22 protein-coding genes and 1 pseudogene are annotated in these 26,702 nt (G+C 71.0%); 14 read left to right on the top strand and 9 right to left on the bottom strand.

Annotated features, from left to right (window positions below; translation table 11 throughout):
* Positions 1 to 147: 147 nt before the first annotated feature.
* Positions 148 to 1,353, bottom strand: a complete 1,206-nt coding sequence (locus tag AB0J55_RS43985; protein WP_364263530.1) for a hypothetical protein — start codon at positions 1,351 to 1,353, stop codon at positions 148 to 150.
* A gap of 266 nt (positions 1,354 to 1,619) precedes the next feature.
* On the opposite strand from AB0J55_RS43985, the gene AB0J55_RS43980 reads away from it, so the two are divergent.
* Positions 1,620 to 2,399 carry a methyltransferase domain-containing protein gene (locus AB0J55_RS43980; RefSeq protein ID WP_364263527.1) on the top strand — a complete coding sequence of 260 codons (780 nt, stop codon included), beginning with the start codon at positions 1,620 to 1,622 and terminating at the stop codon, positions 2,397 to 2,399.
* 311 nt (positions 2,400 to 2,710) lie between these two features.
* Here AB0J55_RS43980 and AB0J55_RS43975 read toward each other — a convergent pair whose 3' ends face one another.
* Positions 2,711 to 5,845 carry a LamG-like jellyroll fold domain-containing protein gene (locus tag AB0J55_RS43975; RefSeq protein ID WP_364263524.1) on the bottom strand — a complete coding sequence of 1,045 codons (3,135 nt, stop codon included), beginning with the start codon at positions 5,843 to 5,845 and terminating at the stop codon, positions 2,711 to 2,713.
* Positions 5,846 to 6,315: 470 nt separating this feature from the next.
* Between AB0J55_RS43975 and AB0J55_RS43970 the strand changes: the two are divergent.
* Together AB0J55_RS43970 and AB0J55_RS43965 are read left to right on the top strand one after the other, a co-directional pair.
* Positions 6,316 to 6,816 (top strand): annotated as a pseudogene (locus tag AB0J55_RS43970) (discoidin domain-containing protein); the annotation flags it as partial.
* 189 nt (positions 6,817 to 7,005) lie between these two features.
* On the top strand, positions 7,006 to 7,668 hold the full coding sequence (locus tag AB0J55_RS43965; RefSeq protein WP_364263544.1) for a glycoside hydrolase family 64 protein: 663 nt from the start codon (positions 7,006 to 7,008) through the stop codon (positions 7,666 to 7,668).
* 79 nt (positions 7,669 to 7,747) lie between these two features.
* On the opposite strand, the gene AB0J55_RS43960 is transcribed toward AB0J55_RS43965, so the two are convergent.
* Both AB0J55_RS43960 and AB0J55_RS43955 read right to left on the bottom strand, forming a co-directional pair.
* Positions 7,748 to 8,242: a hypothetical protein gene (locus AB0J55_RS43960; RefSeq protein WP_364263521.1), complete on the bottom strand. Its 495-nt coding sequence runs from the start codon at positions 8,240 to 8,242 to the stop codon at positions 7,748 to 7,750.
* Positions 8,243 to 8,326: 84 nt separating this feature from the next.
* Positions 8,327 to 9,064: a GAF and ANTAR domain-containing protein gene (locus tag AB0J55_RS43955; protein ID WP_364263519.1), complete on the bottom strand. Its 738-nt coding sequence runs from the start codon at positions 9,062 to 9,064 to the stop codon at positions 8,327 to 8,329.
* 175 nt (positions 9,065 to 9,239) lie between these two features.
* Between AB0J55_RS43955 and AB0J55_RS43950 the strand changes: the two genes are divergently transcribed.
* The 4 genes from AB0J55_RS43950 to AB0J55_RS43935 all read left to right on the top strand — a co-directional run bounded on the left by AB0J55_RS43950 (position 9,240) and on the right by AB0J55_RS43935 (position 11,618).
* Entirely contained in the window at positions 9,240 to 9,404 is a 165-nt protein-coding gene (locus AB0J55_RS43950) for a hypothetical protein (RefSeq protein ID WP_364263516.1), read from the top strand.
* Positions 9,405 to 9,486: 82 nt separating this feature from the next.
* The gene (locus tag AB0J55_RS43945; protein WP_364263513.1) at positions 9,487 to 10,002 is read left to right on the top strand and encodes a hypothetical protein; all 516 of its coding nucleotides are present in this window, start codon (positions 9,487 to 9,489) and stop codon (positions 10,000 to 10,002) included.
* Positions 10,003 to 10,223: 221 nt separating this feature from the next.
* The gene (locus AB0J55_RS43940; RefSeq protein WP_364263510.1) at positions 10,224 to 10,631 is read left to right on the top strand and encodes a hypothetical protein; all 408 of its coding nucleotides are present in this window, start codon (positions 10,224 to 10,226) and stop codon (positions 10,629 to 10,631) included.
* A gap of 126 nt (positions 10,632 to 10,757) precedes the next feature.
* On the top strand, positions 10,758 to 11,618 hold the full coding sequence (locus AB0J55_RS43935) for a hypothetical protein (RefSeq protein ID WP_364263507.1): 861 nt from the start codon (positions 10,758 to 10,760) through the stop codon (positions 11,616 to 11,618).
* Between the two features lie 37 nt (positions 11,619 to 11,655).
* Here AB0J55_RS43935 and AB0J55_RS43930 read toward each other — a convergent pair whose 3' ends face one another.
* Entirely contained in the window at positions 11,656 to 11,970 is a 315-nt protein-coding gene (locus AB0J55_RS43930) for a muconolactone Delta-isomerase family protein (protein ID WP_364263504.1), read from the bottom strand.
* A gap of 97 nt (positions 11,971 to 12,067) precedes the next feature.
* On the opposite strand from AB0J55_RS43930, the gene AB0J55_RS43925 reads away from it, so the two are divergent.
* On the top strand, positions 12,068 to 12,634 hold the full coding sequence (locus AB0J55_RS43925; protein ID WP_364263501.1) for a TetR family transcriptional regulator: 567 nt from the start codon (positions 12,068 to 12,070) through the stop codon (positions 12,632 to 12,634).
* Between the two features lie 138 nt (positions 12,635 to 12,772).
* On the opposite strand, the gene AB0J55_RS43920 is transcribed toward AB0J55_RS43925, so the two are convergent.
* A complete protein-coding gene (locus AB0J55_RS43920) occupies positions 12,773 to 14,083 on the bottom strand; it encodes an NB-ARC domain-containing protein (RefSeq protein WP_364263498.1) in 1,311 nt (436 codons plus the stop codon).
* Positions 14,080 to 14,424, bottom strand: coding sequence for a helix-turn-helix transcriptional regulator (locus tag AB0J55_RS43915; RefSeq protein ID WP_364263495.1), 345 nt, complete (start codon positions 14,422 to 14,424; stop codon positions 14,080 to 14,082). Before AB0J55_RS43915 ends, AB0J55_RS43920 begins: the two co-directional genes overlap by 4 nt.
* Positions 14,425 to 14,537: 113 nt before the next feature.
* On the opposite strand from AB0J55_RS43915, the gene AB0J55_RS43910 reads away from it, so the two are divergent.
* The 6 genes from AB0J55_RS43910 to AB0J55_RS43885 all read left to right on the top strand — a co-directional run bounded on the left by AB0J55_RS43910 (position 14,538) and on the right by AB0J55_RS43885 (position 21,541).
* On the top strand, positions 14,538 to 14,786 hold the full coding sequence (locus tag AB0J55_RS43910; RefSeq protein WP_364263492.1) for a hypothetical protein: 249 nt from the start codon (positions 14,538 to 14,540) through the stop codon (positions 14,784 to 14,786).
* A 342-nt stretch (positions 14,787 to 15,128) separates the two neighbouring features.
* Complete coding sequence (locus AB0J55_RS43905; protein WP_364263489.1) at positions 15,129 to 15,911, top strand: alpha/beta fold hydrolase; 783 nt, start codon at positions 15,129 to 15,131, stop codon at positions 15,909 to 15,911.
* Positions 15,904 to 17,643 carry an amino acid adenylation domain-containing protein gene (locus AB0J55_RS43900; RefSeq protein WP_364263486.1) on the top strand — a complete coding sequence of 580 codons (1,740 nt, stop codon included), beginning with the start codon at positions 15,904 to 15,906 and terminating at the stop codon, positions 17,641 to 17,643. The genes AB0J55_RS43905 and AB0J55_RS43900 overlap by 8 nt, the downstream gene beginning before the upstream one ends.
* Positions 17,640 to 18,998: a tryptophan 7-halogenase gene (locus AB0J55_RS43895; protein WP_364263483.1), complete on the top strand. Its 1,359-nt coding sequence runs from the start codon at positions 17,640 to 17,642 to the stop codon at positions 18,996 to 18,998. Before AB0J55_RS43900 ends, AB0J55_RS43895 begins: the two co-directional genes overlap by 4 nt.
* Positions 18,991 to 20,142, top strand: coding sequence for a cation:proton antiporter (locus AB0J55_RS43890; protein ID WP_364263480.1), 1,152 nt, complete (start codon positions 18,991 to 18,993; stop codon positions 20,140 to 20,142). The genes AB0J55_RS43895 and AB0J55_RS43890 overlap by 8 nt, the downstream gene beginning before the upstream one ends.
* A gap of 1 nt (position 20,143) precedes the next feature.
* Entirely contained in the window at positions 20,144 to 21,541 is a 1,398-nt protein-coding gene (locus tag AB0J55_RS43885; protein WP_364263477.1) for a tryptophanase, read from the top strand.
* Here the strand turns inward: AB0J55_RS43885 and AB0J55_RS43880 are convergent, their stop codons facing one another.
* A complete protein-coding gene (locus tag AB0J55_RS43880; RefSeq protein ID WP_364263474.1) occupies positions 21,542 to 23,383 on the bottom strand; it encodes a peroxidase family protein in 1,842 nt (613 codons plus the stop codon).
* Positions 23,384 to 23,954: 571 nt separating this feature from the next.
* Positions 23,955 to 26,657, bottom strand: a complete 2,703-nt coding sequence (locus tag AB0J55_RS43875) for a glycoside hydrolase family 9 protein (RefSeq protein WP_364263471.1) — start codon at positions 26,655 to 26,657, stop codon at positions 23,955 to 23,957.
* Positions 26,658 to 26,702: the final 45 nt, after the last annotated feature.

Raw genomic sequence — 26,702 nt, 5'->3', positions numbered from 1 at the left:
GCCGTTCCGACCGGAGTGGCGTTGATCGGCTTGGGCATCTCGCTGTGGCGGGCCCGGCCGGCCACGGGCAGCGACAACTCGGCGCCTCCCACTGTGGAACACGCCGCCGCGCGATGATCATCGGCGTCGGCTCCACGCGGAATGCGTTCACCGCACGAAGGTGATCGGATGACCGGACGCGTCACCGTCGAGCAGGTGGTCGTCGTGGCCCTTCAGGAACCGGGTGAAGAACGACGCCACCAGTGCTCGGGTGGCTGTCACGGCGCGGCGTCCGTCGACCGTTCCGATCGCCGCCGCCAGCGTCTCGGCGGGTACCCGGCCTGTGAGCTGGGGGAGCAGGGCTTCGGCGTCGGTGAAGGAGGCGTGACCGGAGTCGTCCAGGGTGACGTCCGCCTTCCAGCCGTGCTGGTGCCGCCAGAACGCGGCCCACGACGGCTCGCGGTGGATATCGCTTCCGCTCGCTGCCGGACTGCTGCCCAGCAGGAGGAACGGGCGGTCCAGGCCGTGCGCGGCGACCTCGCTGAGGTTTGTGCCGTCCGGCTTCGCCGAGTACTCCAGCGTGCCGTCCATGTCGACGCCGGCCTTGATCCGCGGATCGGTGTACATCGTGTTCGCCGCCGTGAAGCCGCCCGCGGACTGCCCGAACATCCCGATCCGGCGGAGGTCCATGCCCGCGTTCAGCCCGCCCGGCAGGCTCGGCAGCCGGTCGAGCACCAGGCTGGTGTCGGCCGTGCGCGCCTCCATCAGCTTCCGGAAGAACGCCGGCGTCGTGCCGGTGCGGTACGCCTCGTTCCAAAGCGCCAGCAGCGGACCGTTGCCGGTCACGTGGCCGTCCGGGAACCGGACCGCCGGCCCGTCGCCGGTGTGGTCGATGGTGACCACCACGAAGCCGCGCGAGGCGAGATCTTCGACCAGCGAAACGTTCCAGTCCCGCGGGTCGCCCGCGCCGGGCGAGTACAGCACGACCGGGAACCGCCCGGGCGCCATCGCGGCGTCGCGCACGGAGTGGGTCTCGGTCGACGCCCAGTCCACCAGGCCGGCCGGCAAGCCGAGGTTGCCCCCGGCCACCGCGGCGACCGCCGGCGGGAACTGGCGGGTGACCGGCGAGTCTCCACTGTGGATAGTGGGGTGGAAGACGCTGATCATCAGCTCCCGGTAGGGCTGCGCCGGCACCCACGGATCCGGCCGGGTGCGGTCGACGAGCCGGAAGCTCGATTCGCCGACGGCGTAGCGGCCGGTCGGCGCGGGAAGCGTGAGCGTCAGGCCTTCGGCCGCGGCCACCGCCGGAGCCGGAGCCGAGACAGCGAGCATGGCCGCGGCCAGGGAACCGACGACGAAACGAGAGCTGCGCATGCGGGTTCCTCCCGGCGGCGGGGACGCGGACGGGATCGAGCTTTCCGTTCCGCGGCTCCGCCGGCCACCGGGCTGGCAGGCGTTTCCCCACTCCGGAAAACCGGAATCCACCATGACGGCCGGCTCCGTCGGCAACCGGCGGCGTTCGCGGATGGGCCCCGTCCGTCGGCATGTGAGGCTCGACCACTGGCATGAGCGGACGGTCGCAATCTTGATAGGCGGCTGTGGACGGCCGGAGAGCGTGGAGTGTGTGGGATGGTCGGGAGGTGGCGAGAAGTGCTGAGGAGTTCGACCGCTGGTATGCGGATCGGACCGATTCACCGGTGGCTGATGCTCTCGTGCGACGGGTGCTCGGCCTGCCGCCGGGCTTGCAATCCACCAGCCTGCTGAGCGGGGCCGGGCTCGATGAAGTCGTGGCGGAGCTCGGTCTGCGTGATGGGCATGTTCTGCTGGATCTGGCCTGTGGCCGTGGCGGTTATGGGCTGGAGATTGCGCGGCGCACCCGTTGCCGGCTTGCCGGGCTGGACTTTTCGCCGGTGGCGATCGAGCAAGCTCGGCGTCGGGCGCAGGTTCTGGAGCTGGCGGATCGAGCCGACTTCCGGGTGGGTGAGCTGACCGAGACGGGGTTGCGCGCGGCGTCGGTCGATGCGGTGCTCGTTGTCGACTCCCTGCAGTTCGCCGAGTCGATTCCGGACGCTTTGCGGGAGTGTCGTCGAGTTCTGCGTGCCGGCGGCCGCATCGTAGTCACCTGCTGGGAAGCTTCGGACCCGAGCGATGAGCGGCTGTCCAAGAGGATGCGGCAGGTGGATCTGCTCAGCCAGCTGCCGCTGGCTGGATTCGTGGACGTCGAGGTCACAGACAAACCGGCATGGCGGGTGGCGGAGAAGGCTTTGTGGGAGGAGGCTCTCACCATCGGCGCCGGCGATGATCTGGCGATGCAGTCGATGCAGGAAGAGGCACAGCGAGTTCTGGCGACCTTCGACGGATTGCGCCGGGTCCTGGCCACGGCATTCACACCCAGCTCCGATCAGGTGCCATCGGCGTAGCCGACGTAGCTCATCTCCGGAGTTGCGACCACTCGTTCACACGACTCGCCGCGGCCGACGTCCGCTCATCGGCACGACAGTGCGTTGGGTGTCAGGTTGCGGACGCCATGTACGCCGCCAGGATGACCGAGGCCTCGGCCAGCCTGCGCAGCCGGCGGGTGGCGCAGTGCCGGTCCATGCGGATGCCTCGTCAGTTGGGCAGGATAGAGGTGTCGAGACTGGCCGCGTCGGCGCCGGTTTGGGACTGCGGTACGCCGATCCGCCCGGGCGCACCGGCTTCTCCGGCCGGTGCGCCCGGGATCGGGCCGGGGTCAGGAGAGGCGGGCCACCTCCGTGTCCGTCAGCGCCCGGCCGGCCACCTCGACGTCGTCGATCGCGCCGTGCCAGAAGTCGACGTTGCGGCCGTCGTACTTGGCTCGGCCGATCGTGAACGCGCCGGTGCTGAGGAGCGCCGGTCCGGCCGGTGCGGTCGCGACCTTCACGCCGTCGACGTAGAGCCGGATCTCGTTGCCGGCGCGCACGCCGGTGAGTTCGTACCAGCGGCCGATCTCCGGCACGACCTCGTACCGGGCCCGGTTGCCGCCGGGCGTGCTGAACGCGAACGCGCCCTGGCCGTACTGCAGGTAGAACGGGTTTTCCCGCTCCCGGCCGTCCTGGCTCACCGCGGTCGCGTAGTTGCCGGGCACCTCGTCGAGACGCACCTTCGCCGACACGGTGTAGTCGCCGGTCGTGTCGATGACCGGGCCGTAGGTGTCGGCGGAGCCGTCGGAGAACTGCAGCGCGCCGTCCTTGAACGCCGCACCGGTGGGGGTGAGCGTCAGCGGGTTGTTGCCGCCGCTCGAGTCCTTCGCGGTCCTTCCGCCGCGCTCGTCGAGGTTCCACTCGCCCTTGCCTGCGTACGGGTAGGGCTTGCCCGCAGCGGCACCGGCCTCGATCACCCGCCGGTTGATCTCGCGGACGGGACCCGGGTCGACCTTGAGGCGCTTGCGGTCGTAGGTCCAGAGCCCGTTGAGCTCGCCTTCCAGGTCGGTGACCTGCGTGTAGACCGATGCCGACAGCTCGGCCCTGGCCTGCCCGAGGTAGAACGTGCGGGTGTTGTCGACGTACTTGGCCGTCAGCGCCGCCTTGTCCGCCACGCCGCTGTAGATCGCGATCGGCGCGCCCGGCCACTGGTGACCCGGCGTGCGCAGCGTGAAGCCGCCGTGCTCGCCGTCCATCGCGACGCGCTTGCCGTCGGAACGGGCCGGGTCGGTGTTGTTGTAGTCGTGGTGGTCGATGACGTCGCCCGCGCCCGAGTCGCCCTTGGAGGCGCAGCAGTTCACCCCGCTGTGGGCGTTGACGATCCGGCTCGGGTCGGCCGCCTTGACCTGGTCGGTGATCCGGCCGGTGGCGGCCCTGTCCCACTCGCCCCAGCCCTCGTTGAACACGATCCAGGCGTAGACGGACGGGTTGTTCTGCAGCTGGTGCATCTCTTCCAGCCCTTGGCTGAGCCACGCCTGCTGCGCCGCCGGGTTGTTGCCGTCCTCGACGGACACGAAGTCCTGCCACACCAGCAACCCGAGGCGGTCCGCGTGGTAGTACCAGCGGGCCGGCTCGACCTTGATGTGCTTGCGGACGGCGTTGAAGCCGAGGTCCTTCTGCGCCTTCAGGTCGAACACGAGGGCGTCGTCGCTCGGCGCGGTGTTCAGGCCGTCCGGGTAGAAGCCCTGGTCCAGCTGCATCAGGGAGAAGAACGGCTTGCCGTTGAGCGTCAGTTTCGGCACGCCGCCGACGTTCGTGATGCCGGTGGACCGCATGCCGAAGTAGCTCTTGACCTGGTCGCCGCCCAGCTTGACCTCCAGCTGGTACAGGTACGGGTCGTCCGGCGTCCACAGGTGCGGGTTCGGCACCGCCAGCTTCAGGTTCGCATTCGCCGGTCCGCTGACCGTGCCGACCTGCCGTCCGTGCGCGTCCTTGGCGACCGCCGTGACGGTGGCGTTGCCCGCCGACTTGACGGTGAGCGCCAGCGAATTGGTGGTGAGGTCGGGCGTCGTCTTGATCTCGTCGATGCCCTGGGCCGCCACCGGCTCCAGCCACACCGTCTGCCAGATGCCCGACGACGGCGTGTAGAAGATGCCGCCGGGGTTGGCGGACTGCTTGCCCTTGGGCTGGTACGGGCCGGTCGTGTCGGTGACGGCGACGACGATCTCCTGCTCGTCGCCGCGCTTGAGCGCGTCGGTGATGTCGGCGCTGAACGCCGTGTAGCCGCCCGTGTGCTCCGCGACGAGCTGGCCGTTCACCCAGACCTTCGCCTGGTAGTCGACCGCCCCGAAGTTGAGCTTGAGCCGCTGGCCGCCGCCGATCTTCCAGTCGCGCGGGACGCTGACCGTGCGGCGGTAGAACATGTGGTCTTCGTGCCGTTCGAGCCCGGAGAGCTGCGACTCGATCGGATAGGGCACGATCACCTTTTCCGGCAGCCGCTTGCCGAAGGTGGGCTGCTGGCCTTCCTTGGCGGCCGAGAACTCCCACGGACCGTTGAGGTTGACCCACTTTTCGCGCTCGAGTTGCGGCCGCGGGTACTCCGGCAGCGGGTGGCGCGGGTCGGCGTTCTCGCCCCACGGCGTCCGGAGCCGTGCCGTCGACGCGTTCGCGACCGTGCGCCCGGACTTGCCGATCTTCGTGCCGTTCACCGCGAGCGCGCCCGCGCCGTCGTAGTAGAGCGTGACCCGCTGGCCCTTCAGCACCTGCTCGGCCAGCCGGATCGTGGCGCGGTCACGGCTCGTCGTGATGGACGAGATCGGCATCGGCGTCGCGTCGACCTCGATCCGCAGGTGGTCGGCCAGATCGCCGGTGCCGGAGACGCGGCCGCCGAAACCGGCGGAGAGCGTGCGCCCGTCCTGGGACACCTCCGCCGTGCGCGGCACGGCGGCGAAGCCGGCCGGCGGGGTGAACGCCGAGAGCGGCACGATCTGCTTGGCGATGGCCGCGCTCGACCAGCGCAGGAACATGTTGGCGCCGCCGGTGTCCTGGAACATCTCCAGCTTGAAGTCGTACTGCTTTCCGGCGGTCAGCGTGACCGGCGCGCTGGTCTGCTCGCTGTCCCAGTCGCCGACCCAGTGGTCGATCACCGGCGCGCCGTCGACGAACAGCCGGAACCCGTTGTCCCCGACGGCGTAGAACGTGTAGTCGCCGGTCTGCGGCACGGCGAGCTGCCCGGTCCACCGGGCGGTGGTGTGCTCGGTTCGCCCGGCGACCAGCCCGAAGACCGAGGTCAGGTCCGGGTGGTCGACCTCCGAGTCGAGGGCGGTACCGGCGAGGGCGGCGAAGTCCCGGGCGCCGGGTGCCGACATGGTGAAGTACTCGGCCTTGAGGCCGTGCACGGCCTCGGCGGCGCCTGCGGGCGGCGTGCCGGACGCCACGCCCAGCCCCACGAGGAGGGCGAAGACGACGGAAGCGGCTCTTCTCATCGGCGAGGTACCCTTCATTTTTACAACGTTGTAAAACGCTTCGGAGGGATCCAAGCAGACAAGTCGGACTACGGACCACCGCCGAATGGCCGTATGTGGTGGACCGATTGCGGGACAACGTCCTCTCACGCCGGACGCGTGCGGCCGCTGGAGCCGAGCCCGGGCGGCGGAGGCGCTGAAGTGATGACGATGGCGCCGATACCGGCTGGGGGCACATGGCTGACTCCTGGTGAGTCGGCCCCTGAGCGGGTGGCGGCGCCACGCAGAGGAACGGGGTGGAACCGGTTCCGAGGATCGCCGTGCCGCGGTGCCTTGTCAAGGGTTGACAGGCGGGGCGTGATGGTATGAACCTTTTCACCGATCGTCCCCGCCGGCCCTCGTGGGCATCCGCCCGGTGTTCAGGCGACGAACCGGACCACGTCGTCCCCTTGCCGGGCGGCGCGTCCGCTGACGTCCCAGCAGGAGAAACGATGTCCACGAACGCTCCGCCGCGGCGCCGTCGCCGCGGTACCCGCCCGGCGATCCTGGCGGCGGTCCTCACCGTCGCCGCGCTCGGCTTCGCCGTTCCCTCAGCCGCCGCCGACACGCTGATTTCCCAGGGCAAACCCGTCACCGCGTCGTCGGTGGAGAACGCCGGCACCCCCGCGTCCGCCGCGGTGGACGGGAACACCGGCACGCGCTGGTCGTCGCAGTTCAGCGACCCCCAGTGGATCCGGATCGACCTCGGTGGCACGGCCACCGTCAGCCAGGTCGTGCTGCGCTGGGAAGCGGCCTACGCCACCGCCTACCAGATCCAGTTGTCCGGCAACGGAACCGACTGGTCCACTGTGTACCAGACGACCACCGGCACCGGTGGGGTGCAGACGCTGAACCTGACCGGCTCCGGCCGGTACGTGCGGTTGAACGCGACCGCGCGGGCCACCCCCTACGGCGTCTCGCTGTGGGAGTTCCAGGTCTACGGCACCGGAGGCGGGACCACACCGCCGGGCACCGGCGTCCCGCCCGATTCGTTCTGGGGCGACACGAGCACCATCCCGGCCGCGCGGAACGTGCTCACGGTCAAGGTGCTGAACCGGACGAACGGCAAGTACCCGGACAGCCAGGTGTACTGGAGCTTCGGCGGCCAGACGCATTCGATCGCCGAGCAGCCGTACCTCGACATGCCGGCCAACTCGGCCGGGCGGATGTACTTCTACCTGGGCACGCCGAACGGCCAGTACGCCGACTTCATCGAGTTCACCGTCGGCCCGGACGTGTTCAACGGCAACACCACCCGGGTGGACGCGTTCGCGCTGAAGCTCGCCATGCGCCTGCACGCGCACGACGGCTACGACGTGCAGGTCGGCGACGACTACGCGACCTTCCAGGAGGATCGCTCGGCCACGTTCGCCAAGTTCCAGGCCGAGGTGCCGACCGAGTTCAAGGGCCTGGCGACGGTGAACGCGCCGTACCGGATCCCGGCCCCGGGCAGCGCACCGGACTTCCGCACCGGCGGCAAGTACGCGAACTACTTCACCGCGTATGCCCAGTCGGTGGGGGTCAACGAGCCGACGTCGAACATCACCGGCTGCGCCGGATCACTGGCCGGCAACCCGGACATGTGCGCGGCCCTGAACCGGCACACGGCCCACCTGCCGCAGTCGCAGTGGCAGGACCCGTCGCGCTACTACCAGGCGGCACCGGCGAACTACTACGCGAAGTTCTGGCACGACCACGGCATCAACAGCTTGGCGTACGGCTTCCCGTACGACGACGTGGCCGGCCAGTCCTCGTTCGTCTCGCACGGTGACCCGCAGTGGCTGGTGGTCGCCGTCGGCTGGTGAACAGCGCCCCCTGCGGCGGTGGCTGCGGTTCCCGGAGCCACCGCCGCGGGGAACCCTGTCCCGGTCCCAGCGTCTCCTGCTACACCGCGAGGTCGGTGACGGTGCAGTGGACCAGCCGTTCGGTCACGTCGCGGGCGTGGGCCGCGCACATCCTCGCGGTGACGCCGTCTTCGTCGGTGACGACCGCGGTCGCCGGCTCCGCACACGGGGTGTGGAGCCGGTCGTAGTCCCACGTGCCGCCGCAGCCGGAGGCGGTGCAGAAGGCGCGGTCTCCGCTTGTGCGCAGCGTGACGCCGTGCGCCGGGCAGACGCCCCACGGGACGTCGCACAGCGAGGGGTCGCGGGACACCCGGACCCGGGCCAGGTCCTCGGCCGTGCGGGAGACTTCCGCGGTGTAGTCGCTCAGGTCGTGGGTCGCCTTCGCGATGGGGCGGGCGAGGCGCTGCAGGGTGCCGTCGGATGCGGCCTGCAGCCGGGTGGCGACCTCGGCGGTCCGGGTCGCGAGCGCCTCGGCCTCGGCGGCCAGCGCGCGCAGTTCGGCCGGCACGGGTTCGGGTGTGATCCGCTCAGACATGCTGGTCCTCGAGGGTCGGTACTGATCGTTGAGCGCGGACTGCGCAGGTACCCCGAACCCGATTCCGTAAACCGCGGGCGGCGTTCACCGGCGTTTCGTCGCCTCGGCCACGAAGTCCTGCGCGACTTCCCGCAGTTTCCGGTTCTGCTCCTGCGACGCCTTGGTGAGCAGTGCGAAAGCTTCGCCGGACGGGATGCAGTGCAGTGCCATGAGGATGCCCTTCGCCTGGTCGATCACCGCGCGGGAAGTCAGCGCGGTGCGCAGCTGCCCCATGGTTTCGCGGGCCGCCTGGTGCCGGCGGGTGCTGCGCAGCGCGGCTTCGGCGGCCGCGGTGTACAGGTCCAGCAACGCCGCGTCGAAAGCGCCGAAGCTGGCGCCGCCGGTGTCGTAGAGGTTGAGGGAGCCGTGGTACTCGTGGTCGACGACCAGCGGGGCGGACAGGGCGGCGACGACCGAGGCCTCGGCCGCAGCCGAGGCGAACGCGGGCCACCGGTGCGCCACCTCGGCCACGGCGACCCGCTGGAGTTCGCCGGTCCGGACGGCCTCCAGGCACGGCCCGTGCCCCGCCTGGTACTGCGCCGAATCGATGCGGTGCGCGCCGTCGTCGGTCGCGGTCGCCGTGTAGGGGAGGCCGTCGCGCAGCAGCGTGACGCTCGCGATCTCCGCGTCCGGGACGGCGTGGATGACCTGCCGGCACACCCGCTGCAGGACCACCGGCAGCTCCTCGTCCTCCACGAAGTCGTCGGCCAGCTGGTCCAGCGCGGCGGTGACGTCGTCCACTCTTCGCACGGCGTCCCGTTCCCGCAGCAGATTCTCGTCCACGTAGCGCTCCTCGAGGTCATGGCTCAGCCGCCGAGGAAAACAACAGTAGGCGCCGCCGCGCCGCCCGGCAGTTCCGCTGATTCGATGATTGCCGCCGGTGCGGGCGGGGTAAACCTCGTCGACTGCCGAAGGTGTACCGGAAAGGTCTGCTGTGCGGATTCGGAAGAGGACGACTGTGCCCGGCAACGACGTGGACCGCGCGGTCGCCGTGCTCGCCGCGCGGGGTGTCGGTGCCGAGCGGGCGGCGGCCGAGCTGAGGGAGATGGCCCGTCGGCGCCACATTTCCCTGGGCCGCTGCGCGGCCTTGGTCGCGGCGTCCGCGATCCGGCCCGCTCGCTGATCCCCAGGCATGCCGTAACGCCTGGGGCAACCCGGAGGACCCTCCTGGGCGTCAGCCTGGCAAAGAACGCCGGGAGGCCGCTGTGGATGTGCCGACGAATGTCCTGCTGCCGGGTGAGCGGCTGCTGTGGTCGGGACGGCCGCAGCGTCTCGTCTTGGCCCGGTTCGACTGGTACCAGTTCGTCTTCGGCCTGCTCTGGCTGATCGCGACCATCGTGGTCCCGGTGGCCAGGCACGAACCGCTGTCGTTGTTCGCATGGGCCGTCGGGGTGGGCGGTGTCGCGTTCGTCTGGGTGCCGGTCGTCGTCAGGTTGCGAGAGCGGCGCGGTGTCGAGTACGTCGTGACCGACCGGCGGATCGTGCTGGCCGATCGCTTCTCGGGGAGGGCGCGCGCATCGGCGTACCTCGGCACGCTGCCGCCGCCGGTCGCCCGGATCCGGCAGGACGGCAGCGGAACCATCGTCTTCGGCAGGTCCTCGCGTGCCTCGTTGACGGCCCTTTCTGCGCCGTGGTCCCTGATGGCGATCGGCCTGGTCGCCGTGCCGGAAGCCGGGCGTGTTCGTGACCTCATCGCGTGGGCGCAGGCCGGGCAGGCCTGACCTTCGGCCGGGGCGCGAACGACAGGCGGACGACAAGGGAACGACAAGCCGTCGTCATGGAGTTCCTGATCCGTGGCGGAGACGATGTTGGGCAGCGGTAGGGGCGGAAACGGAGAACCGCCGCCTCGTGCCTGCCAGGGGGACAGCCCTCGAATCATCGCCTTGTCGCGGCGGTCGCCTGTGCGACGTCGCTCTTCACCCAGGAGGAAAGACTCATGCGCATGAGAGACAAGCTGGCCGCGACCGCGGCGTTCGTCGGCACCGCGGTGCTGGGCGGGGTGGCGGCCGCCGCGCCGGTGACCGCGACCACGCTGGATGCCGGAATCGCCCTGACCTCCGGGCACAACGTGGGGGCGTACGCCGTTTACGCAGCCCCCATCGACGCCAACAAGATCGCCCCGAACCTCCTGTACAGCCCGAACCCGAGCGTCACCGACGGGATCGACGCCGACTGCTACACCAGCAGGGGATATCCCGTGAACGGCCACGACAACCGCTGGTACCACACGATGTACCTGTACTACAACCACAACGGGGTGAAGCTGCAGAAGTACACGTGGACCTACGCGCCCTATGTGGACAACAGCGCCGTAGCCAACGAGCACCTCATCCCTGACTGCCAGTACTAGTACGGAGAGGATCCTCCAGCGGCGTCGGGACTGGCGCGGTGGCTCGCCTGCTTCAGTCCCGGCGCCGGGCTTTCCGGTTGGATCACCAGCGGTGTTCCGCGGCGGAAACCGGTCTACCCTGGCGTGGTGGCGACTGGGGAGCACGCGTTCGGCAGGCCGACCCGGCGTCGGCTGCCGCCCTCGTCGTCGGGCCGGCCCGCGGTCGCCGAGCGCGGCAGCGGGTTGCCCGCCGGGTCTCCGGATCCGGAGGCCGCCGCGCCGGGGCTGCGGCGGCTGCGGGCCGGCGGGCGGCGCTGGACGTTGGCGCTGCTGGCCGCCGCCGCCCTCATCGCGGGGTGTTTCGCGGTGCAGAACGAGCTGGACCGGGCCGCCGAACTGTTGCTGCGTACGGGCGTGCACAGTGACGGCACCGTTCTCAGTGTCTGGCAGAAGCCGAGAGCCGGGACGTACATCGAGGTCGGTTACGTGTTCGGCGGCGCCCGGAAGCGGGTCTGGATCGACAAGACTTCCGATCGCCGTTATGCGGTCGGTGACCACGTCCTGGTCGCGACCGATCCCGCCCGGCCGGCCCGGGTCCGCACCTCCGAGGAACCCAACGAGGACCGGGCCACGAGCAGCGTCGGCATCTGGATGCTCCTCGCCGGGGTCGTGCTGTTCCCGGTCGCGGTGTTCCGCCGGGTCCGCTGGGCCCGGCGGCTGGCCGCAGCCCGTCGTACGGGCTGGTACCCGGCGGAGGTCACGATCGCTCCGCACCGGCGCCTGACCGCCGCCGATCACGGCCCGCCGGAGCTGCGGATCAGCTACCGCGACGGCACCACCGTCAAGGCCCGCGGTGCGCATGCGTACGGCGTGGCCGAGCTGGCCGACCGGCCGCGCCGGGAGGTCCGGGTGGCGGGGACCGGTGAGAACCTGGCTCTGCTGTTTCCGGCCGGGGTCAAGGGGAAGCGGCCTTACCTGGTTCCCGCCAAGGCGGTGACCGACCGCTGACCCGGGCCAGGCCTCCCGAGATGATCATTTGCCGGCTTCACGATCGCGCCCGGTGGGCGATCTCCGCGGCATCCGGGGGAGTGGTCGGGTAGACGTCGGCATCGAAGAACCGGGCGAACGGCAGGGTCGCCAGCGTCTCCGCGACCTGCGCCTCGTCGTCGGCGACGACCTCGATGAACGTCGCACGCCGGGCGAGGGAGACGTAGTGGGCGCCGATCCGCCCTTGTGAGCGCAGCACTTCCAGCTGCTTCTGTTCGTCCTCTCGCAGCGCGGCGAACTCCGTCATGTCGGTGTCGTCGCGGAGGGTCGCGAACACCATGAACGTGGGTGTGGTGTTCCCGGTAGGTGACATGGTCTGTCCTTTCGAGAGGTGATGTCAGCTGATGACATCACCGTACCACAGTGATGTCATCAGCTGACATCGCTGGTGGTCGCACTAAACTCGCCGGATGGGACGATGGGAGCCGGGGGCCGACGGCCGGCTGCGCGAGGCGGCACTGAACCTGTATCTCGAACGCGGCTTCGACCAGACCATGGTGAACGACATCGCCGAACGGGCCGGCGTGACCGCCCGCACCTTCTTCCGCTACTTCGCCGACAAACGCGAGGTCCTCTTCGACGCGGCGGCCGAGGTGGAGGAGAAGTCGCTGGCCGCCCTGGAGGCGGCGCCCGCCACGGCGTCGGCGCTGGATCTCGTCGCGGCCGCACTGGAGGCGGTGGCCGACACCATCGGACACGACCGCGAGCTCGCCCGGAAGCGGCAGACGGTGATCATGGCCAACGCCGACCTCCGGGAACGCGAATTGATCAAGCTGGCCCGGATGACGGCAGCCCTCAGCGACGGCCTCCGACGGCGGGGCATCGGTGCCGCCGAGGCCGAGCTGGCCGCCGAAACCGGCTCCGCGGTGTACCGGGTCGCCTTCCGCCGATGGGTCGACGCCGACGGCGACCTGGACCTGCGTGATGCCATCGACCAGTCGTTCGCCCAGCTGCGAAATCTGACCGCAGCCGACTGAGTCCACACGCTCGCCGATGGCACCCGTGGGATCGGAATCTCGACACCGGCTCGCCTTCGTGAACGCATGCTCATCGACGTGAGTGCGCGCCTATCCAGGCTCCGTCGACCGAGTCACGGTCTCCTGCACCGGACGCGTTCATTCGTTGCCGATGGCTGACTGTCTGGGCGGCTCGTTCTCGTGAAGGAGTTCGCGCGCATACGTCACCGTCAGGTCGTGCACTCGGTAGAAGCCGTCCTCGAGACGGGGGCTGATCAGGCTGGCGTCGATCAGGGTGTTGACGAGCCTTTCTGTTTGCTTCGCGGTGGATCCTGTGAGCAGGATCGCTTGGCTGCTGTCGAAGTTGGGATCCTGCAGTGTGCCGAGGCGGCGGAACAGACGCTGGGCGTCCGCAGGCAGGGTTTGATAGCTCAGGTCGAAGACCGCGCGGACCTGCTCTGTATACCCACCCGGCCGATGCTCGTCATGAAGCTTGTCGACGAGGTGACGGACGGTCCAGTCAGGACAACGGCGCAAGAGGCCGGCGATGATGAGGATGACCAGTGGCAGGCAAGCACACAGGCAGACCAGTTCCCGAGTAGCTTGGGGCTCAGCATCAAGGCGCTTGGCTCCGACGCGGCTGCGCAGCAGCCGCATGGCTTCCTCGGCGCTGAGCACGTCGAGGGCGATTTGTTGGGCGCCGTTGTCGACGTCGAGTGCGGAAAGCCGGCTGCGACTGGTGATCAGCACCACGCTGGTCGGTGAGTTCGGCAGGAGAGGGCGGACCTGCTGACTGGTGGCGGCGTTGTCGAGCATGATCAACATGCGTCGTGGTGCGACGAGGCTTCGATAGAGTGCTACCCGCTCATTCATGCTGGCGGGCATGTGGTCAGCGCGAACCCCCAGGGCGCGCAGGAAGCCGGCCAACACCTCGGCGGGAGCCGCTGGCGTGTGAGGCGAGTAGCCGTGGAGATCCGCATACAGGTTCCCGTCCGGGAAGCGGACCTTATTTCGTCGAGCCCAGTTCAGAGCGAGGGTGGTCTTGCCCGCCCCAGGCATACCGGCAATCGTTGCGATGAGAGCGGTGGCGCCGCCGTCCCTCCGGCGCGGATGAGCAAGCAGGCTATCGAGCGCTCCGAATTCAGCCCGCACGGTGAGCCGGTTGATGGGTGCTGGCAACTGGTTCGGTTTTGTGGTGGCGATTGACGCCCGTCGCAATGTCCATCGCATCCTTGGCACGGCGATCAGGTATCCGACCGCGGACAGCAGCGGCGAGAGCTTGCCTGGCACCTCGTCGAGGTTGGCGACCCACTCCTCTTCATAGCGGATACGCGCAGTGTGGTCGCCCAGTCGACGAGCCGCCCAACGCACCAGAGAGGTGGCGAGCCGCGGGCACCAATCCCTGAACTCGCTCACCGCCAACGGCAGCAGTACCGCAGTCAGGAGCAAGGCGAAAGCACCGGGGTTCATGACGCGCTCTCCGGTCCGGGAAGTGTCTGCCGCATCACCGGCCGAGGGCTGGTCAGACGGCGGGCGGAGCGGCGTTCGCTTAGCAGGGCCCGGGCGTCGGCGAGACCTTCGGGACTGAGTCGGTAAAACCGGCGGCGAGCACCTCGACTTGTCGGATCGCCGGACTCCCATTCACTGATCACCCACCCGTGTTGTTCAAGCCGGGCCAGGATCGGGAACACGCTGCCGGTGGGTCTGCCGATGGCCTTGGCGATCCTCAGTCCGTAAAGGTCGTCGTCCGGGCCGAGCAGAACTTCCAACACGTCGAGGGTTGCCTCGGTGACTCGAAACCCCATACCCATCTCGCTTACTCTAGATGTGTAGAGAAAGAGTCTCAACCGGTGCTTGCTTCCTTGACCCGTTTGGCCTCGCGGTCACCGCACCCGCAGCCCCGTCGACGAACGGCGCTGCAGCCGTGACTGCGGCGGGGCAGCCGTCGTCCTGGTCGGCCGGCCTCGACGCGCTCGCCGCCGGTCGCAGCGTCCTGGCCGACGAGGATGGGCTGGTGTTCCCCGACGAAGCCGACTACGCCGCGAAGCGGTTGTTCGTCGTGTCGGCCGGCAACGTGCGAGGATCAGCTGCGCGGCTGATCGGCGCCGGACGGCGAGGTCGCGCACTCGCCGTCCTCGGACGCACACTCTCGCGGTTCGCAATTCGAAGATGAATCTCCTTCGAAGTGACGGGTTTCCCCGGAATATCACCCCGCCGGGGGAGTATCGGCCGGTCCTCGGCGGACCGAGGTTAATTTCCGGCAACGCGACCGAACCGTTATGGACGTTGCTGTGGACGAGTCGTATCTTTTCGATGCAGGCGATGATCGACATCGGTTGACGGAGGTCACTGGGCTCGCTCCCCGCCCGGCCCGGTGGCCGGGACGGTGGCGATCGCAGGAAACCGAAGAACTGGCCGGTCGCCGCCGGTGAAACCTCGGGTGCCATTCGGCAATTGTGGCACGAGTACCGTTTCCTTTCCGGAAAACCGGGATGAACGCACCTAAGGATTTGTCATGCCCGCTGCCATCAGGTCATTGTTCCCGGGAAACCGGCTCGGCGCGAACGAGCGCCGATATCTGCTTCTCCCGCCGGCCGGTGGAACTGTCGGCACGCTTCGGCACGTCGCCGCTGCAGCAGGGGGCGCCGAGGTGTGGGCCGCGGAGTACCCGGGCCGGGGTGACCGGCTCGACGTGCCGCCGCCCGCGTCGCTGGAACAGCTGGCCGAGCACCTCACCGGTGAGCTGCTCCGCCGGGACCCCGCGTGGGTGCGGCAGACCGTCGTGGCCGGGTTCAGCATGGGCGCGTTCGTCGCCGTGGAACTGGCCCAGCGGCTGCGGACCCGCTGCGGTCCGCTGCCCGCGGCCGTGGTCGTCGTCGGGGCGCCGGCCCCGCAGCGGCGGGTCCGCGGGCAGTACCGGCACCTCGGCGAAGACAGCCTGCCCGAGGTGCTCGACGGCGAAGGATTCGTGCCCAGGCTGGGAAACCGCGCCTCCTTCGAGGTCTGGGCGTACGCCGTGGACCTCCTGCAGCGCGACGTCGCCCTGACCGCCGCCTACCGCGGCCCCGCCGGGACGCCGGTGCGGTGCCCGCTGGCCGCGCTGTGCGGCGAGGACGATCCCGTCGCCACCGAGGACGCGACCGAAGCCTGGCGTACCTGGACGACCGCGGCCTTCCTCGCCGCGACTGTCCCCGGCGGCCACCTGGGACTGCTGGCCCCGGGCCACGCCGACGAGTTCTGGACGTGGATGCGCCGGATCGAACGGGACGTCGTCGCGGCGGGAGCCCGCGATGCCTGATCTCCCTCCGTCCGTGGTCGGGGGTGGGCGGCGGTTCGTGCCGCAGGTGGGGTGGCAGGAACTGTTCGAACTGCGCGCCCGGGCCTTCCCCGGGCGGACGGCGCTGGTGGCCGACGACGTCGCCTGGAGCTTCGGCGACCTGTGCCGGTGGAGCGCGCGGCTGGCGAACGCGCTGCGCGCGGCCGGGGCGGTGCCCGGATCGGTGGTCGCCTGCGCGATGACCCGGTCCGTGCGGGCCGTGCTCGCTCCCCTCGCCGTCGCCAAGGCGGGGGCGGTGTACCTGCCCCTGGACCCGGAGCTGCCGCCGGCCCGGCGCGCGCTGATCCTGGCCGAGGTGCGCCCGTCGGTGCTGCTCACCGACGCGCCCGAGCTCGCCGCCGACGCGGACGTGGCGCTGACGCCCGAGAACTGGCGCCGCGAGCTCGCCCCACGGTCCGAGGACGCGCCCCCGGCCACCCGCCCGGGAGATCCGGCGTACATCGTCTACACGTCCGGCTCCATCGGACGGCCCAAAGGGGTCGTGGTGGGGCACCGGAGCCTGGTCAACCTCTACTGCGAACTCGCCGCGCGGCTGTTCCCGGCCGGCGGCGAGCGGCAGCGGGTGGCGCACGGCCTGCCGACGGCGTTCGACGCCTCCTGGGACCCGTTGCTGTGGCTGGTCGGCGGCCACGAGGTGCACCTGGTGCCCGACGACGTCCGCGCCGATCCCGAACGCTACGTCCGGTTCGTCCGCGAGCGGCGGCTCGCCGTGGTCGAAGCCGTCCCGGCGCAGCTTTCCGCGCTCGTCGACGCGGGACTGCTCGCCGCGGACACCCGCCCGCAGATGCTGCTGATGGGGGGCGAAGCCGTCCCGCCGTCGTTGTGGACGCGGCTGCGCGAGACCCCGGACCTGACGGCGGTCAACCTCTACGGCCCGACCGAATGCACGGTCTTCACCACCTTCTGCCGGGTGGCTGGCCGGGAAACGCCGTCGATCGGCGGCCCGATCGCCAACACCACCGTCCAGGTCGTGGATCCGCACGACCTGCGTCCGGTGCCGGTCGGGGAAGCCGGCGAGCTGCTGGTCGGCGGGGCGTCGCTCGCGCTGGGCTACTTCGGCGACGCCGCCCTGACGGCCGAACGGTTCGGGACGCCGCCGCAGCGCTGGTACCGCACCGGCGACCGGTGCCGGTGCGAGCCCGACGGCACGCTGCGCTGGCTGGGCCGGTTCGACGACCAGGTCAAGATCCGCGGCCACCGCGTCGAGCCCGCCGAAGCCGAACACGCCCTGCTCGCGCTGCCCGGGGTGCGGCAGGCGCTGGTCCGCGGCGAAAACGGTGTCCTCGTCGCCTACGTCGTCCTCGGTGCCGGAACGCCGGAGGAGCTGAGTGAGCGGCTGCGCGGCACGCTGCCCGGCTACCTCGTGCCCGTCGTCGTCGAAGTCAACGCCCTGCCGGTCGGGCCCACCGGCAAGATCGACCGGTCCGCCACCCGGATCGCGCCGCGCCCGGCGCCGATGACCCCCGCCGAGGCGATCGTCGCGGCCGCGTTCCGCAGCCAGCTCGGGGTGGCCTCGGTGGCCCCGGGCAGCGATTTCTTCGCCCTCGGCGGCCACAGCCTCGCCGCCGCGGCGCTGGCCGCGCGGCTGCGGGCCCGCGGGGTGCCGTGTTCGCTGCGCGACGTCCTGCGCCGCCGCACCGTCGCCCGGCTCGCCGAACTCGTCCCCGACCGCACGGAAGGCGGTGCGCCATGAGCGGCTACGACGTCATCGTCGTCGGCGGCGGGCCCGGCGGGTCGACCGCGGCCGGGCTGGTCGCGGCCGACGGCCACCGCGTCCTGCTGCTGGAACAGGAACACCTGCCGCGGTACCAGATCGGCGAGTCGCTGCTGCCGGCCACCGTCCACGGCATCTGCGCGCTGCTGGGCGTGCGGGACGAGATCGAGCGCGCCGGGTTCGTCCGCAAGCGCGGCGGCGCGTTCCGCTGGGGGAGCAGCCCCGAGCCGTGGACGTTCGCCTTCGCCGCCTCGGACCGCATGGCGGGGCCGACCTCCTACGCCTACCAGGTCGAACGGACCCGGTTCGACACGATCCTGCTGCGCAACGCGCGGCGGCTCGGGGCCGACGTCCGCGAAGGGCACCGGGCGCTCGGCACGGTGAAGGACGGCGGCCGGATCACCGGCGTCCGCTACCTCGACGAGACCGGGAGGGAACGGACCGCGACGGCCCGGTTCGTCGTCGACGCCTCCGGGCACACCAGCCGGCTGCACCACGACGCCGGTGGCACCCGCGAATACTCCCCGGACTTCCGCAACCTGGCCCTCTTCGGGTACTTCCGCGGCGGCGACCGGCTGCCCGAGCCGGACGCGGGCAACATCCTCTGCGCCGCCTTCGACGCCGGCTGGTTCTGGTACATCCCGCTGTCGGCCACCCTGACCAGCGTCGGCGCGGTCGTCCGGCGGGAGTGCGCGGCCCGCCTGCAGGGCGACCAGGAGACGGCGTTCCGCGGCCTGATCGCCGATTGCCCGCTGATCGCCGGGTTCCTCCGGGACGCCCGGCGCGCCACCGAACCGCCGTACGACCGGCTGCGGGTGCGCAAGGACTACTCCTACGACCGGACTTCGCTGTGCTGCCCGGGCATGGTGCTGGTCGGCGACGCCGCCTGCTTCATCGACCCCGTCTTCTCCTCCGGCGTCCACCTGGCCACCTACAGCGCGCTGCTGGCCGCCCGGTCGATCAACAGCACCCTGGCCGGCGTCGTGCCCGAAGACCGGTGCTTCGCCGAGTTCGAAGCCCGGTACCGCCGTGAGTTCGGCGTGTTCCGGGACTTCCTGCGCGGCTTCTACCGGCTCGAGTCCGACCAGCGGTCCTACTTCCGGCACGCGCACCGCGTCACCGGGCACGACGGCGACGACCGCGCGGCGTTCGCCGACCTCGTCGGCGGGGTGTCGTCCGGGGACTTCGACGCGTTCGGGGACGTGCTCGCCGAAGGCGCGCAACTGCAGCTGCGCGGCCTCCTCGGCGCCGACGCGGGCGAGGAGCCGCCGATGTTCCCCGGCGGCCTGGTGTCCACACCGGACGGACGGCGCTGGCAGGTGCCCGGTGCCTGAGCTCGCGGTCCTGCTCGCCGCCTTCGCCGTGGTGCTCGGGCTGGCCCGGCTCGCCGGGGCGGCCGCGGTCCGGCTCGGCCAGCCGGCGGTGGCCGGGGAGATCCTCTGCGGGGTGGCCCTCGCCCCGCTCCTGCGCCTGCTGCCGGGATCGGCCGGCCTCGCGCTCACCGCGCTCGCCCAGCTCGGCCTGGTGCTCTTCCTCTTCGCCGCCGGGGCCCACCTGGCGCCGTCGATGACCCGGGCGAGGCTGAAATCGGCGGTGGTCCCGGCCTTGGGGGCCACCCTCGTGCCGTTCGCGCTGGGGGCGGTGCTGGCGGTGTGGCTGGCGCAGCGGCACGCGCGGGCCGGTTCCGGGGCGTTCGTCATCGTGGTCGCGGCCGCGATGGCGGTGACGGCGTTGCCGGTGCTGGCCCGGATCCTCGCCGAACGCGGCCTGTCGGACGCGATCACCGGGCAACGCGCTCTCAGCGCGGCCGCCGTCTCCGACGTCGTCGCGTGGACGGCGCTCGCCATCGCCGCCGCGTCGCGGCACGGCTGGTCCGTGACCTCGGCGTGGCCGGCACTGGCCGCGATCGCGGTGCCGTGCCTCGCCCTCGAAGGGGTCCGCCGCCGGGCCGCCCGGCTGTCCCGGCCGTCGGCGACAGCAGTGCTGGCCGGGCTGGCCTGCGCGGCCGCGGCGGCCACCGAGGCCGCCGGCCTGCACCCGGCGATCGGCGCCTTCTTCGCGGGCGTCGTCCTCGGTCACGCCGTCCCGGAGCTCGATCCCGCCGCGCTGCTCGCGCCGGCCGGCTCGCTGCTGGTGCCGCTGTACTTCGTCCTCATCGGACGCCAGGTCGACCTGGGCCTGCTCGACGCGGGACTGGCCGCGGACATCGCCGCGGTCGTCGGGGTCGCCGTGCTGGGGAAGCTCGGCGGCGCGTACCTGGGGGCGCGCTGCGGCGGGCTGGACCCGCACCCGGCCGGGGTGTTCGCGGTCCTGATGAACACCCGCGGCATCACCGAAATCGTGTTCGCCGGCATCGGCCTGAACCTGGGCCTCGTCGACGGCGCGCTCTACACCGCGATGGTCGTGATGGCGCTGGTGACCACGGCGATGACCGGCCCGCTGCTCACCCGGCTGTCCCGGCAACGCGAGGGAGTCTGACATGCCTGCCTACCCACCGGAACCGTGGCGGATCAAGATGGTCGAGCCGCTGCGGGCCACCACCCGCGAAGACCGCGAAGCCGCGCTGCGCGAGGCAGGCTGGAACCCGTGCCTGCTGCGCGCGGAGGACGTCTACGTGGACCTGTTCACCGACTCCGGCACGAACGCGATGTCGGACCGGCAGTGGTCGGCGCTCCTGCGCGGCGACGAGGCCTACGCGGGAGCCCGCAGTTTCTACGTCTTCGAGCAGGCCGTGCGCACCTTCTACGGCTACGAGCACGTGATCCCGGTGCACCAGGGCCGCGGCGGCGAGAACATCCTGTCCCGCTGCCTGATCCGGCCCGGCACCCACGTTCCGGGCAACATGTACTTCCCCAGCACGCGGGCCCACCAGGAACTCAACGGGGCGGCCTTCCACGACGTCATCGTCGACGAAGCCCACGACCCGGAATCGGATCACCCGTTCAAGGGCGACGTCGACCTCGGGAAACTGAAGGCCGTGATCGAGGAGTTCGGGGCGGAGGCGATCCCGTACGTTTCGCTCGCCGCGACGGTCAACATGGCGGGCGGGCAGCCGATCAGCGTCGCGAACCTGACCGAAACGTGCGAGCTGGCCCACGCGCACGGGATCCCGGTGTTCCTCGACACCGCCCGCGCGGTGGAGAACGCCTGGCTCGTCAAGCAGCGCGAGCCGGGCTGGGGCGATCGCACGGTGGCGGACATCCTCCGCGCGCTGTGCGCCCCGACCGACGGCGCGGTGATGTCGGCCAAGAAGGACTCCCTCGCCAACATCGGCGGCTGGCTCGCGCTGCGCGATCCCGTGCTGGCCGAACAGGCCCGCGGGCTCGTCGTGCTGTACGAGGGCCTGCACACCTACGGCGGCATGGCCGGCCGGGACATGGAAGCCATCGCGGCGGGAATAGCGGAGTCGGTCGACGAAAACCACATCCGGGCCCGCGTGGCCCAGGTCGGCTACCTCGGCGAACGGCTCGCCGCCGCGGGCGTGCCGGTCGTGCACCCGTTCGGCGGCCACTGCATCTGCATCGACGCCGCGGCCGCGCTCCCGCACATCCCGCGGACGGCGTTCCCGGCCCAGACGCTGGCCTGCGCAACGTACCTGCAGGCGGGGGTCCGGGGCGTCGAGCGCGGTGGCGTGACGGCCGGCCGCGACCCGGTCACCGGCGAAAACCGCGTGCCGCGGCTGGAACTCCTGCGCCTGGCCATTCCGCGCCGCGTGTACACCCGGGCCCACATCGACCTGGTCGCCGACGCCGTCATCGCCGTCCACCACGACCGCGACCGGATCGCCTGCGGGCTGCGGTTCGCCACGGAACCCCGGCACCTGCGGTTCTTCCAGGCGCGGTTCAGCCCGGTGTCCGGGGCGAGCATCTTCGCCTGATCACGCGTCCCGGGATCCGGGCGTCTGCACCACCCACGGCTCGAAGGCGTTGCCGGCCGACGCGAGCGCGGGGCGCAGGCCGGGGTAGTGCCGGGTCAGCACGCTGGCCATGGAGTTGTCGCGGATCCAGTCGAGCCCCAGCTGGGAGTAGACCGCCGGGGTGTAGTACTCGGTGAAGAACCGGTCGCTGTTGAGCCGGCGGGACGCCATCAGGATGAAGATGCGGAACGCCGTGTCGCTGAAGGCGAACCCCTTCGGCAGCCGCTCGGCGAACATGCCGATGGCGAGGTCGACCTGCTCGATGTCCCCGCCGTAACAGCGGCTGATCTCTTCGGCCCACTCGGCGTTCCCGGTCAGCGCGTGGAAGTCCTTGGCGGGTGTCAGGTGCAGGAGCCGCCGGAACTCGTTGTACCGCGGCACGCCCAGTTCCCGCGACCGCAGGATGTCGGTGGCGCCGAGGTCCTGCAGGTGCCCGTCCGGCCGGCGGAACTCCTGCAGGTACCGCGGGAAGTTGTGCAGCGTCACCAGACCCGGCGGCTGGGTGCCGAAGGAGTAGAGCAGGTCGGTGGGGGAAATGGTGTTCAGCACCTTCAGCGCGCCGGCGCCGGCGATGTCCGGGAACTCGCAGTCGAGGATCGTCTCGTCGTCGGCGGCCGAGCGGAACTGCCAGTCGTCCCGGATCAGGGGGTGCATCCGGTAGACCGCGACGAACTCCTCGGTCAGGGAAAACGGCACGCCGTAGTGGTCGGTCCGGCCGCCGGGGATCCCGCTGACGATTTCGCTGTCGCTGATCCGGCCGAACAGGCGCTGCACCCGCTCGCCCGCGATCCCGAACCAGTTCGCCCGCAACGCGGCCTTCGTGGTGGGGTGGCTGATCACCGCCGGGGTCCACTCCACGGTGTGGATCTTGGCGATCAGCGCCGAGGTGACCAGCCGGGCCCGCTGGAACAGGTCCTCGTCGGACCACGCCGGGTCTTCCGCGTGCAACCGGTCGCAGATCGCGTTGTGCTCCAGGCTGAACACGGTCCGGAGGAGTTCGGTGCCGAGCCAGAACCCCGGCTTCTGCGCCGGGTTGGCGGCCGGGTCGTCGGGCAGCGGGAGCAGGCCGCTGTCCAGCACCCGCAGCTTCCCCGCACGGCCGGATCGCACGAACTGCTGCTCTTCGCCGGTGACACCGTAGATCTGCGAACCGTCCCACCAGTGGGTCAGCACGTTGATCCGGGTCTGCGGCAGATCCGCGCTCCCGGGCGGCCGAGTCGGGTCCTCGGGCGTGCGCATGACGTGCATCGGGCGCTCCGGCCAGGGATCGTCCGGCGCCAGCGGGACCACCCAGGGGTTGTCGGCCGGGCTCGTCCCGTGGCTGAACCAGTCGCGGATCATGAACTGCAGCCAGGCGGCGACCAGGGAGTTCACCGACGTCGCGGGCACGAACGCGGTCCGGGTCAGCAGGGCACGGCTGATTTCCCGCGGGCTCGGGGACAGCACCGTCCGCTCGTCCGCGGGCGCGATGCGGCTCAGCGGGATGTTGCGCCCGAACCGGGAACCCGCCATGCCCATCGAAGGCGCGTTCAGGTCGTTGTAACTCCCGTCGTTCGTCCGGCTGGTCAGGTGTTCCGGCGCGGCCGGCGGCACCGGCGGGGTGTTCACCGCCGGGAGGTGGCTGGTGTCGTGCAGGTTGTCCTGCCGCAGCTGGGTCCGCAGACCGATCAGCTCCAGCAGGCCGAGCGGAACCGGCAGCCGGTCCCAGCCCACCGACTTGTCGACGAGCTCCGCGAGCTTGCCGAAGGCCCGCCCGAGCAGCGAGCCGGGGCGACGGTTCTCCGCGGTTCCGTGATCGGTCATCACCAGTCCCGGTTTGTTCGTCAGGCGTTTCTGCGGCGGGCTGGACAACCCGGACAGCCAGCGTGGCACCGGATCTCGAGAGGTGTCCAGCCCCGCCCATGATCGAGGTCGGCCGTACCCGATCGGCGGTACGGTCGCCGGACCCGGCCCCGATCAGCGCAGCGGGTTGGCCGTCGGCCGGTTCCGCCGACGCGAACCCCGGTGCGGCCCGGCTCGGCCTGGCGGGCGTAGCGGCCGACCGCCCGCGGGTCGCGCGGGTTGTCGGTGTCGGTGTGCCGATCCGGTGCTGCGGGTCCTTGGCCGGTCGTTCGGTCAGCGCCAGGGAATCCGCGGACCGCCCGGGTCCCGATAGGACAGTGGCACCCACGCCGTGGTGCACTCGGAGCCCGGCGGGCCGGTGTCGCCCGGGCACGGAACCCAGTCGAGCACGGGCGTGGCGGCGCGGTCGGAGCCGGGGCCGGCCGCGGCGCCCGCTCCAAAGGCCGACCCCGCCGAGATCGCCAGGGTGACGACGCCCAGCGTCAGGCCGCGCCGGAAGGCGGCGTGGCTGTCCGGCCGATGCCGCGGCGGGTCAGGGCTCGGTGCCCCAGCTCAGGGAGCCGGCCTGGTAGGCGGTGACGGTGGCCAGGTCGGTGAACGACGCCGCGGCGCGGTAGCTGTAGTCGTCGGACTGGTCGAACGCCGACCAGTCGGACTTGGCCAGCCGGACCTGGATCTCGCCGGTGTTCGCCCCGGCGGCGAGGGAACCGCCGCTGAACGCGACCTCCACGTAGGCGTCGGCACCCGGGCGCGGCGTATTCAGCTTCACGACGCGCAGCGTGACGTTCCCGCAGCCGACGACCGCGTAGTCGCACCAGACCTGGAAGCTCGGATTGGTCGCGTTGCCGGTGAACCAGTACCGCGCGGTGACGCCCGTCAGGGCGACGGACGTGCTGCCGCGGTTGACGATCTGCAGGCCGGTGCGGATCTGGTTGTCGGCGGTGCCGCCGCCGGCGCGCTGCTGCACGGCGAGCGTGCCGGTGCCGGGGTCGCCGCCGGTGGTCGTGGTCGTGAACGTCACCGGGCTGCTGGGCGGGGACTGGTTGCCGGCCGCGTCCCGGGCGCGGACCGAGAACGTGTACGCGGTGCCGGGGGTGAGCCCGGTGACCTGGTAGCCGGTGGTCGTGGTGCTGCCGACCGTGGCGCCGGCCGGGGTCAGCACGTCGTACCCGGTGACGCCGACGTCGTCGGTGGCGGCGGTCCACGTCAGCGCGGCGCCGGTGCTGCCGGGGGTGGCGGTGAGCCCGGTGGGTGCGGCCGGCGCCGTGGTGTCCCCTGTGGACGGTCCCGGTGGGGAGCCCCACACCACCGCGGAACCCTGTGCGAGCACCAGGTTCGGGTCGTCGGCCGGCGCGCTTCCGCTGGGGGCGAGGCCGGTGTGCGACCAGTCGTTCGCGGTGTTCCACGTTCCGGTGCTGGTGATCCGGAACTGCACCTCCTTGCGGTAGCGGGACTGACCGCCCGGGGCGACGCCGCCCGAGCACGGCACCTCGACGTAGTAGACCGCGCCGGAGAACTGGTGCAGCGTGGGCGCGTCGCACTGGTTGTACGCGGAGCTGACCGAGATCTGGCCGGGCGTGGTGGCGCCGTCGAGGGTGAAGTAGTAGCGCAGCGCGCCGGTGAACGTGCGCGCCGGCCACGCCGACTTGTTGAGCACGTACGCCTTGACCTCGGTGAACGTGCCGCCGTCGGGCTGGTTGAGCGCGCCTTGCGCCAGGATCTCCGGGCCGTCCGGGGTTTCCTTCGGCGGGAAGGCAGCCAGTGGCGTGCCGCCGTACTCGCCGTAGAGGCGGGCCAGCGCACCCGTGAAGCCGGCGTTGTAGTCGAGGGCCACCTCGTTCATCGTGTAGTTGGTGCGGTCGTCGGTGTACGCGTCGTTGGCCGAGGTGGGGCCGCCGACGAGCGCGCCGTAGAGGACGTGCCGGCTCTGCGCGGGCTCGTTGATGTTGTCGGCCCAGGAGCCGTGCGCGGTGCGGTGGTGGGGGTTGCGCGGCGGGTTGACGCCGAACCCGACCTCGAAACTCGCGCCGCGCGGGTTGTCACCCAGCGCGTAGTTGATCTGCCGCACGGCGAAGTCGTGGTACGTCGTGGCGCGGGCGGGATCGGTGGCGCGCAACGAATCCGAGTAGACGAGCGCCACGAACGCGGTGTTCGCCGCGTACCGCAGGGAGCCCCACTGGTCGAGCACCGCCTGGCCGCCGGGGGAGTAGGGTACGCGCTGGCCGTTGACGCCGGTGGTCCACCAGTCCAGCCAGCGGTCGGCGTCGGCGACGTACTGGGGGTCCTGGGTGAGCTGGGCCAGCAGGACGTAGGCACCGTAGGACTTGTCGTCCCAGGCCAGCGTCCAGCGGTAGGAGCGGGTGGTGGTCTGCGGTTCGGTGGACAGCTTCTGGTACTCGGTGCGCGCCTTGGTCAGGTAGCCGGTGTCGCCGGTGGCCTTGTAGAGCCAGATCGCGCCCCACACCAGCTCGTCCTGGTAGCCGCTCCAGGACTTGTAGAAGTTCTTGGCGTCGGTGATGCAGTCGGAGTAGACGCCCCGGTAGCCGTCGGCGAACGAGTACAGCTGCTTGGCGTGGGTGAGCAGGGTGGCGGCGTAGGCGGGATCGTCGGCCTGGAAGACCATCGAGCCGGCGGCCAGCTGCGCGGCGGCTTCGCCGGCCAGGTCCGAGCCGGGGCACGAGGTGTCGATGCGGTAGGCGGGCCGCGCCATGGTCATCGTCTCGGCGGGGCCCCACCACTTGTGGTCGTCGTCGCCCTTGCCGACCTGGCCGTAGAGCACGTTGGGCTGGGGGTGCGCCTTGATCAGCCAGTCGTCGCCCCAGCGCAGGTTCGACAGCAGGGACGCCCACTGGCCGGAGTTCCGGTACGCGGTGCGGTTCTCGAGGGCGCCCCAGGAGAGCATGGTCATGCTGAACTCGAAGGGCAGCCCGAACTTGACGTGGTCACCGGCGTCGTAGAACCCGCCGGTGAGGTCCAGCCCGGCGTCCTTGCCGTCGTCGAGGCCGGACGGGCCGCGCCAGGAGACGCGGTTGCCGGCGGGCAGGGCCCCGGAGCGCTGGGCGTCGTAGAACCAGACGGCCTTCTGCAGCGCCTCACCGTAGTTGAACTTCCCGGCGGCGCCCGCGGGGGCGCCCGGGGCCACGAGGGCCAGGCCGAGCACGAGCACGGCCACGACCGTCCGGGCCAACGCCTTGGTCGCTTTCGTCGCCTTCGTCGCCGTTGTCGAAGTGCGCACGCCGCCTCCTCGGGGCCTGGGAGCGCTTCCAGGCGAAAGGGTAAG

The sequence above is a fragment of the Amycolatopsis sp. NPDC049688 genome (assembly GCF_040674975.1).
Lineage (GTDB): Bacteria > Actinomycetota > Actinomycetes > Mycobacteriales > Pseudonocardiaceae > Amycolatopsis.
The sequence above is the reverse complement of the archived record's forward strand: the minus strand, read 5'-3'. Positions and strand labels throughout refer to the sequence as shown.

Excerpts from the sequence above, each read along its gene's own strand:
- AB0J55_RS43985 (WP_364263530.1), bottom strand. The coding sequence starts at position 1,353 with ATGCGCAGCTCTCGTTTCGTCGTCGGTTCCCTGGCCGCGGCCATGCTC.
- AB0J55_RS43975 (WP_364263524.1), bottom strand. The coding sequence starts at position 5,845 with ATGAGAAGAGCCGCTTCCGTCGTCTTCGCCCTCCTCGTGGGGCTGGGC.
- AB0J55_RS43965 (WP_364263544.1), top strand. The coding sequence starts at position 7,006 with ATGCCGGCCAACTCGGCCGGGCGGATGTACTTCTACCTGGGCACGCCG.
- AB0J55_RS43960 (WP_364263521.1), bottom strand. The coding sequence starts at position 8,242 with ATGTCTGAGCGGATCACACCCGAACCCGTGCCGGCCGAACTGCGCGCG.
- AB0J55_RS43940 (WP_364263510.1), top strand. The coding sequence starts at position 10,224 with ATGAGAGACAAGCTGGCCGCGACCGCGGCGTTCGTCGGCACCGCGGTG.
- AB0J55_RS43930 (WP_364263504.1), bottom strand. The coding sequence starts at position 11,970 with ATGTCACCTACCGGGAACACCACACCCACGTTCATGGTGTTCGCGACC.
- AB0J55_RS43925 (WP_364263501.1), top strand. The coding sequence starts at position 12,068 with ATGGGACGATGGGAGCCGGGGGCCGACGGCCGGCTGCGCGAGGCGGCA.
- AB0J55_RS43920 (WP_364263498.1), bottom strand. The coding sequence starts at position 14,083 with ATGAACCCCGGTGCTTTCGCCTTGCTCCTGACTGCGGTACTGCTGCCG.
- AB0J55_RS43915 (WP_364263495.1), bottom strand. The coding sequence starts at position 14,424 with ATGGGTATGGGGTTTCGAGTCACCGAGGCAACCCTCGACGTGTTGGAA.
- AB0J55_RS43905 (WP_364263489.1), top strand. The coding sequence starts at position 15,129 with ATGCCCGCTGCCATCAGGTCATTGTTCCCGGGAAACCGGCTCGGCGCG.
- AB0J55_RS43900 (WP_364263486.1), top strand. The coding sequence starts at position 15,904 with ATGCCTGATCTCCCTCCGTCCGTGGTCGGGGGTGGGCGGCGGTTCGTG.
- AB0J55_RS43895 (WP_364263483.1), top strand. The coding sequence starts at position 17,640 with ATGAGCGGCTACGACGTCATCGTCGTCGGCGGCGGGCCCGGCGGGTCG.
- AB0J55_RS43885 (WP_364263477.1), top strand. The coding sequence starts at position 20,144 with ATGCCTGCCTACCCACCGGAACCGTGGCGGATCAAGATGGTCGAGCCG.
- AB0J55_RS43880 (WP_364263474.1), bottom strand. The coding sequence starts at position 23,383 with ATGACCGATCACGGAACCGCGGAGAACCGTCGCCCCGGCTCGCTGCTC.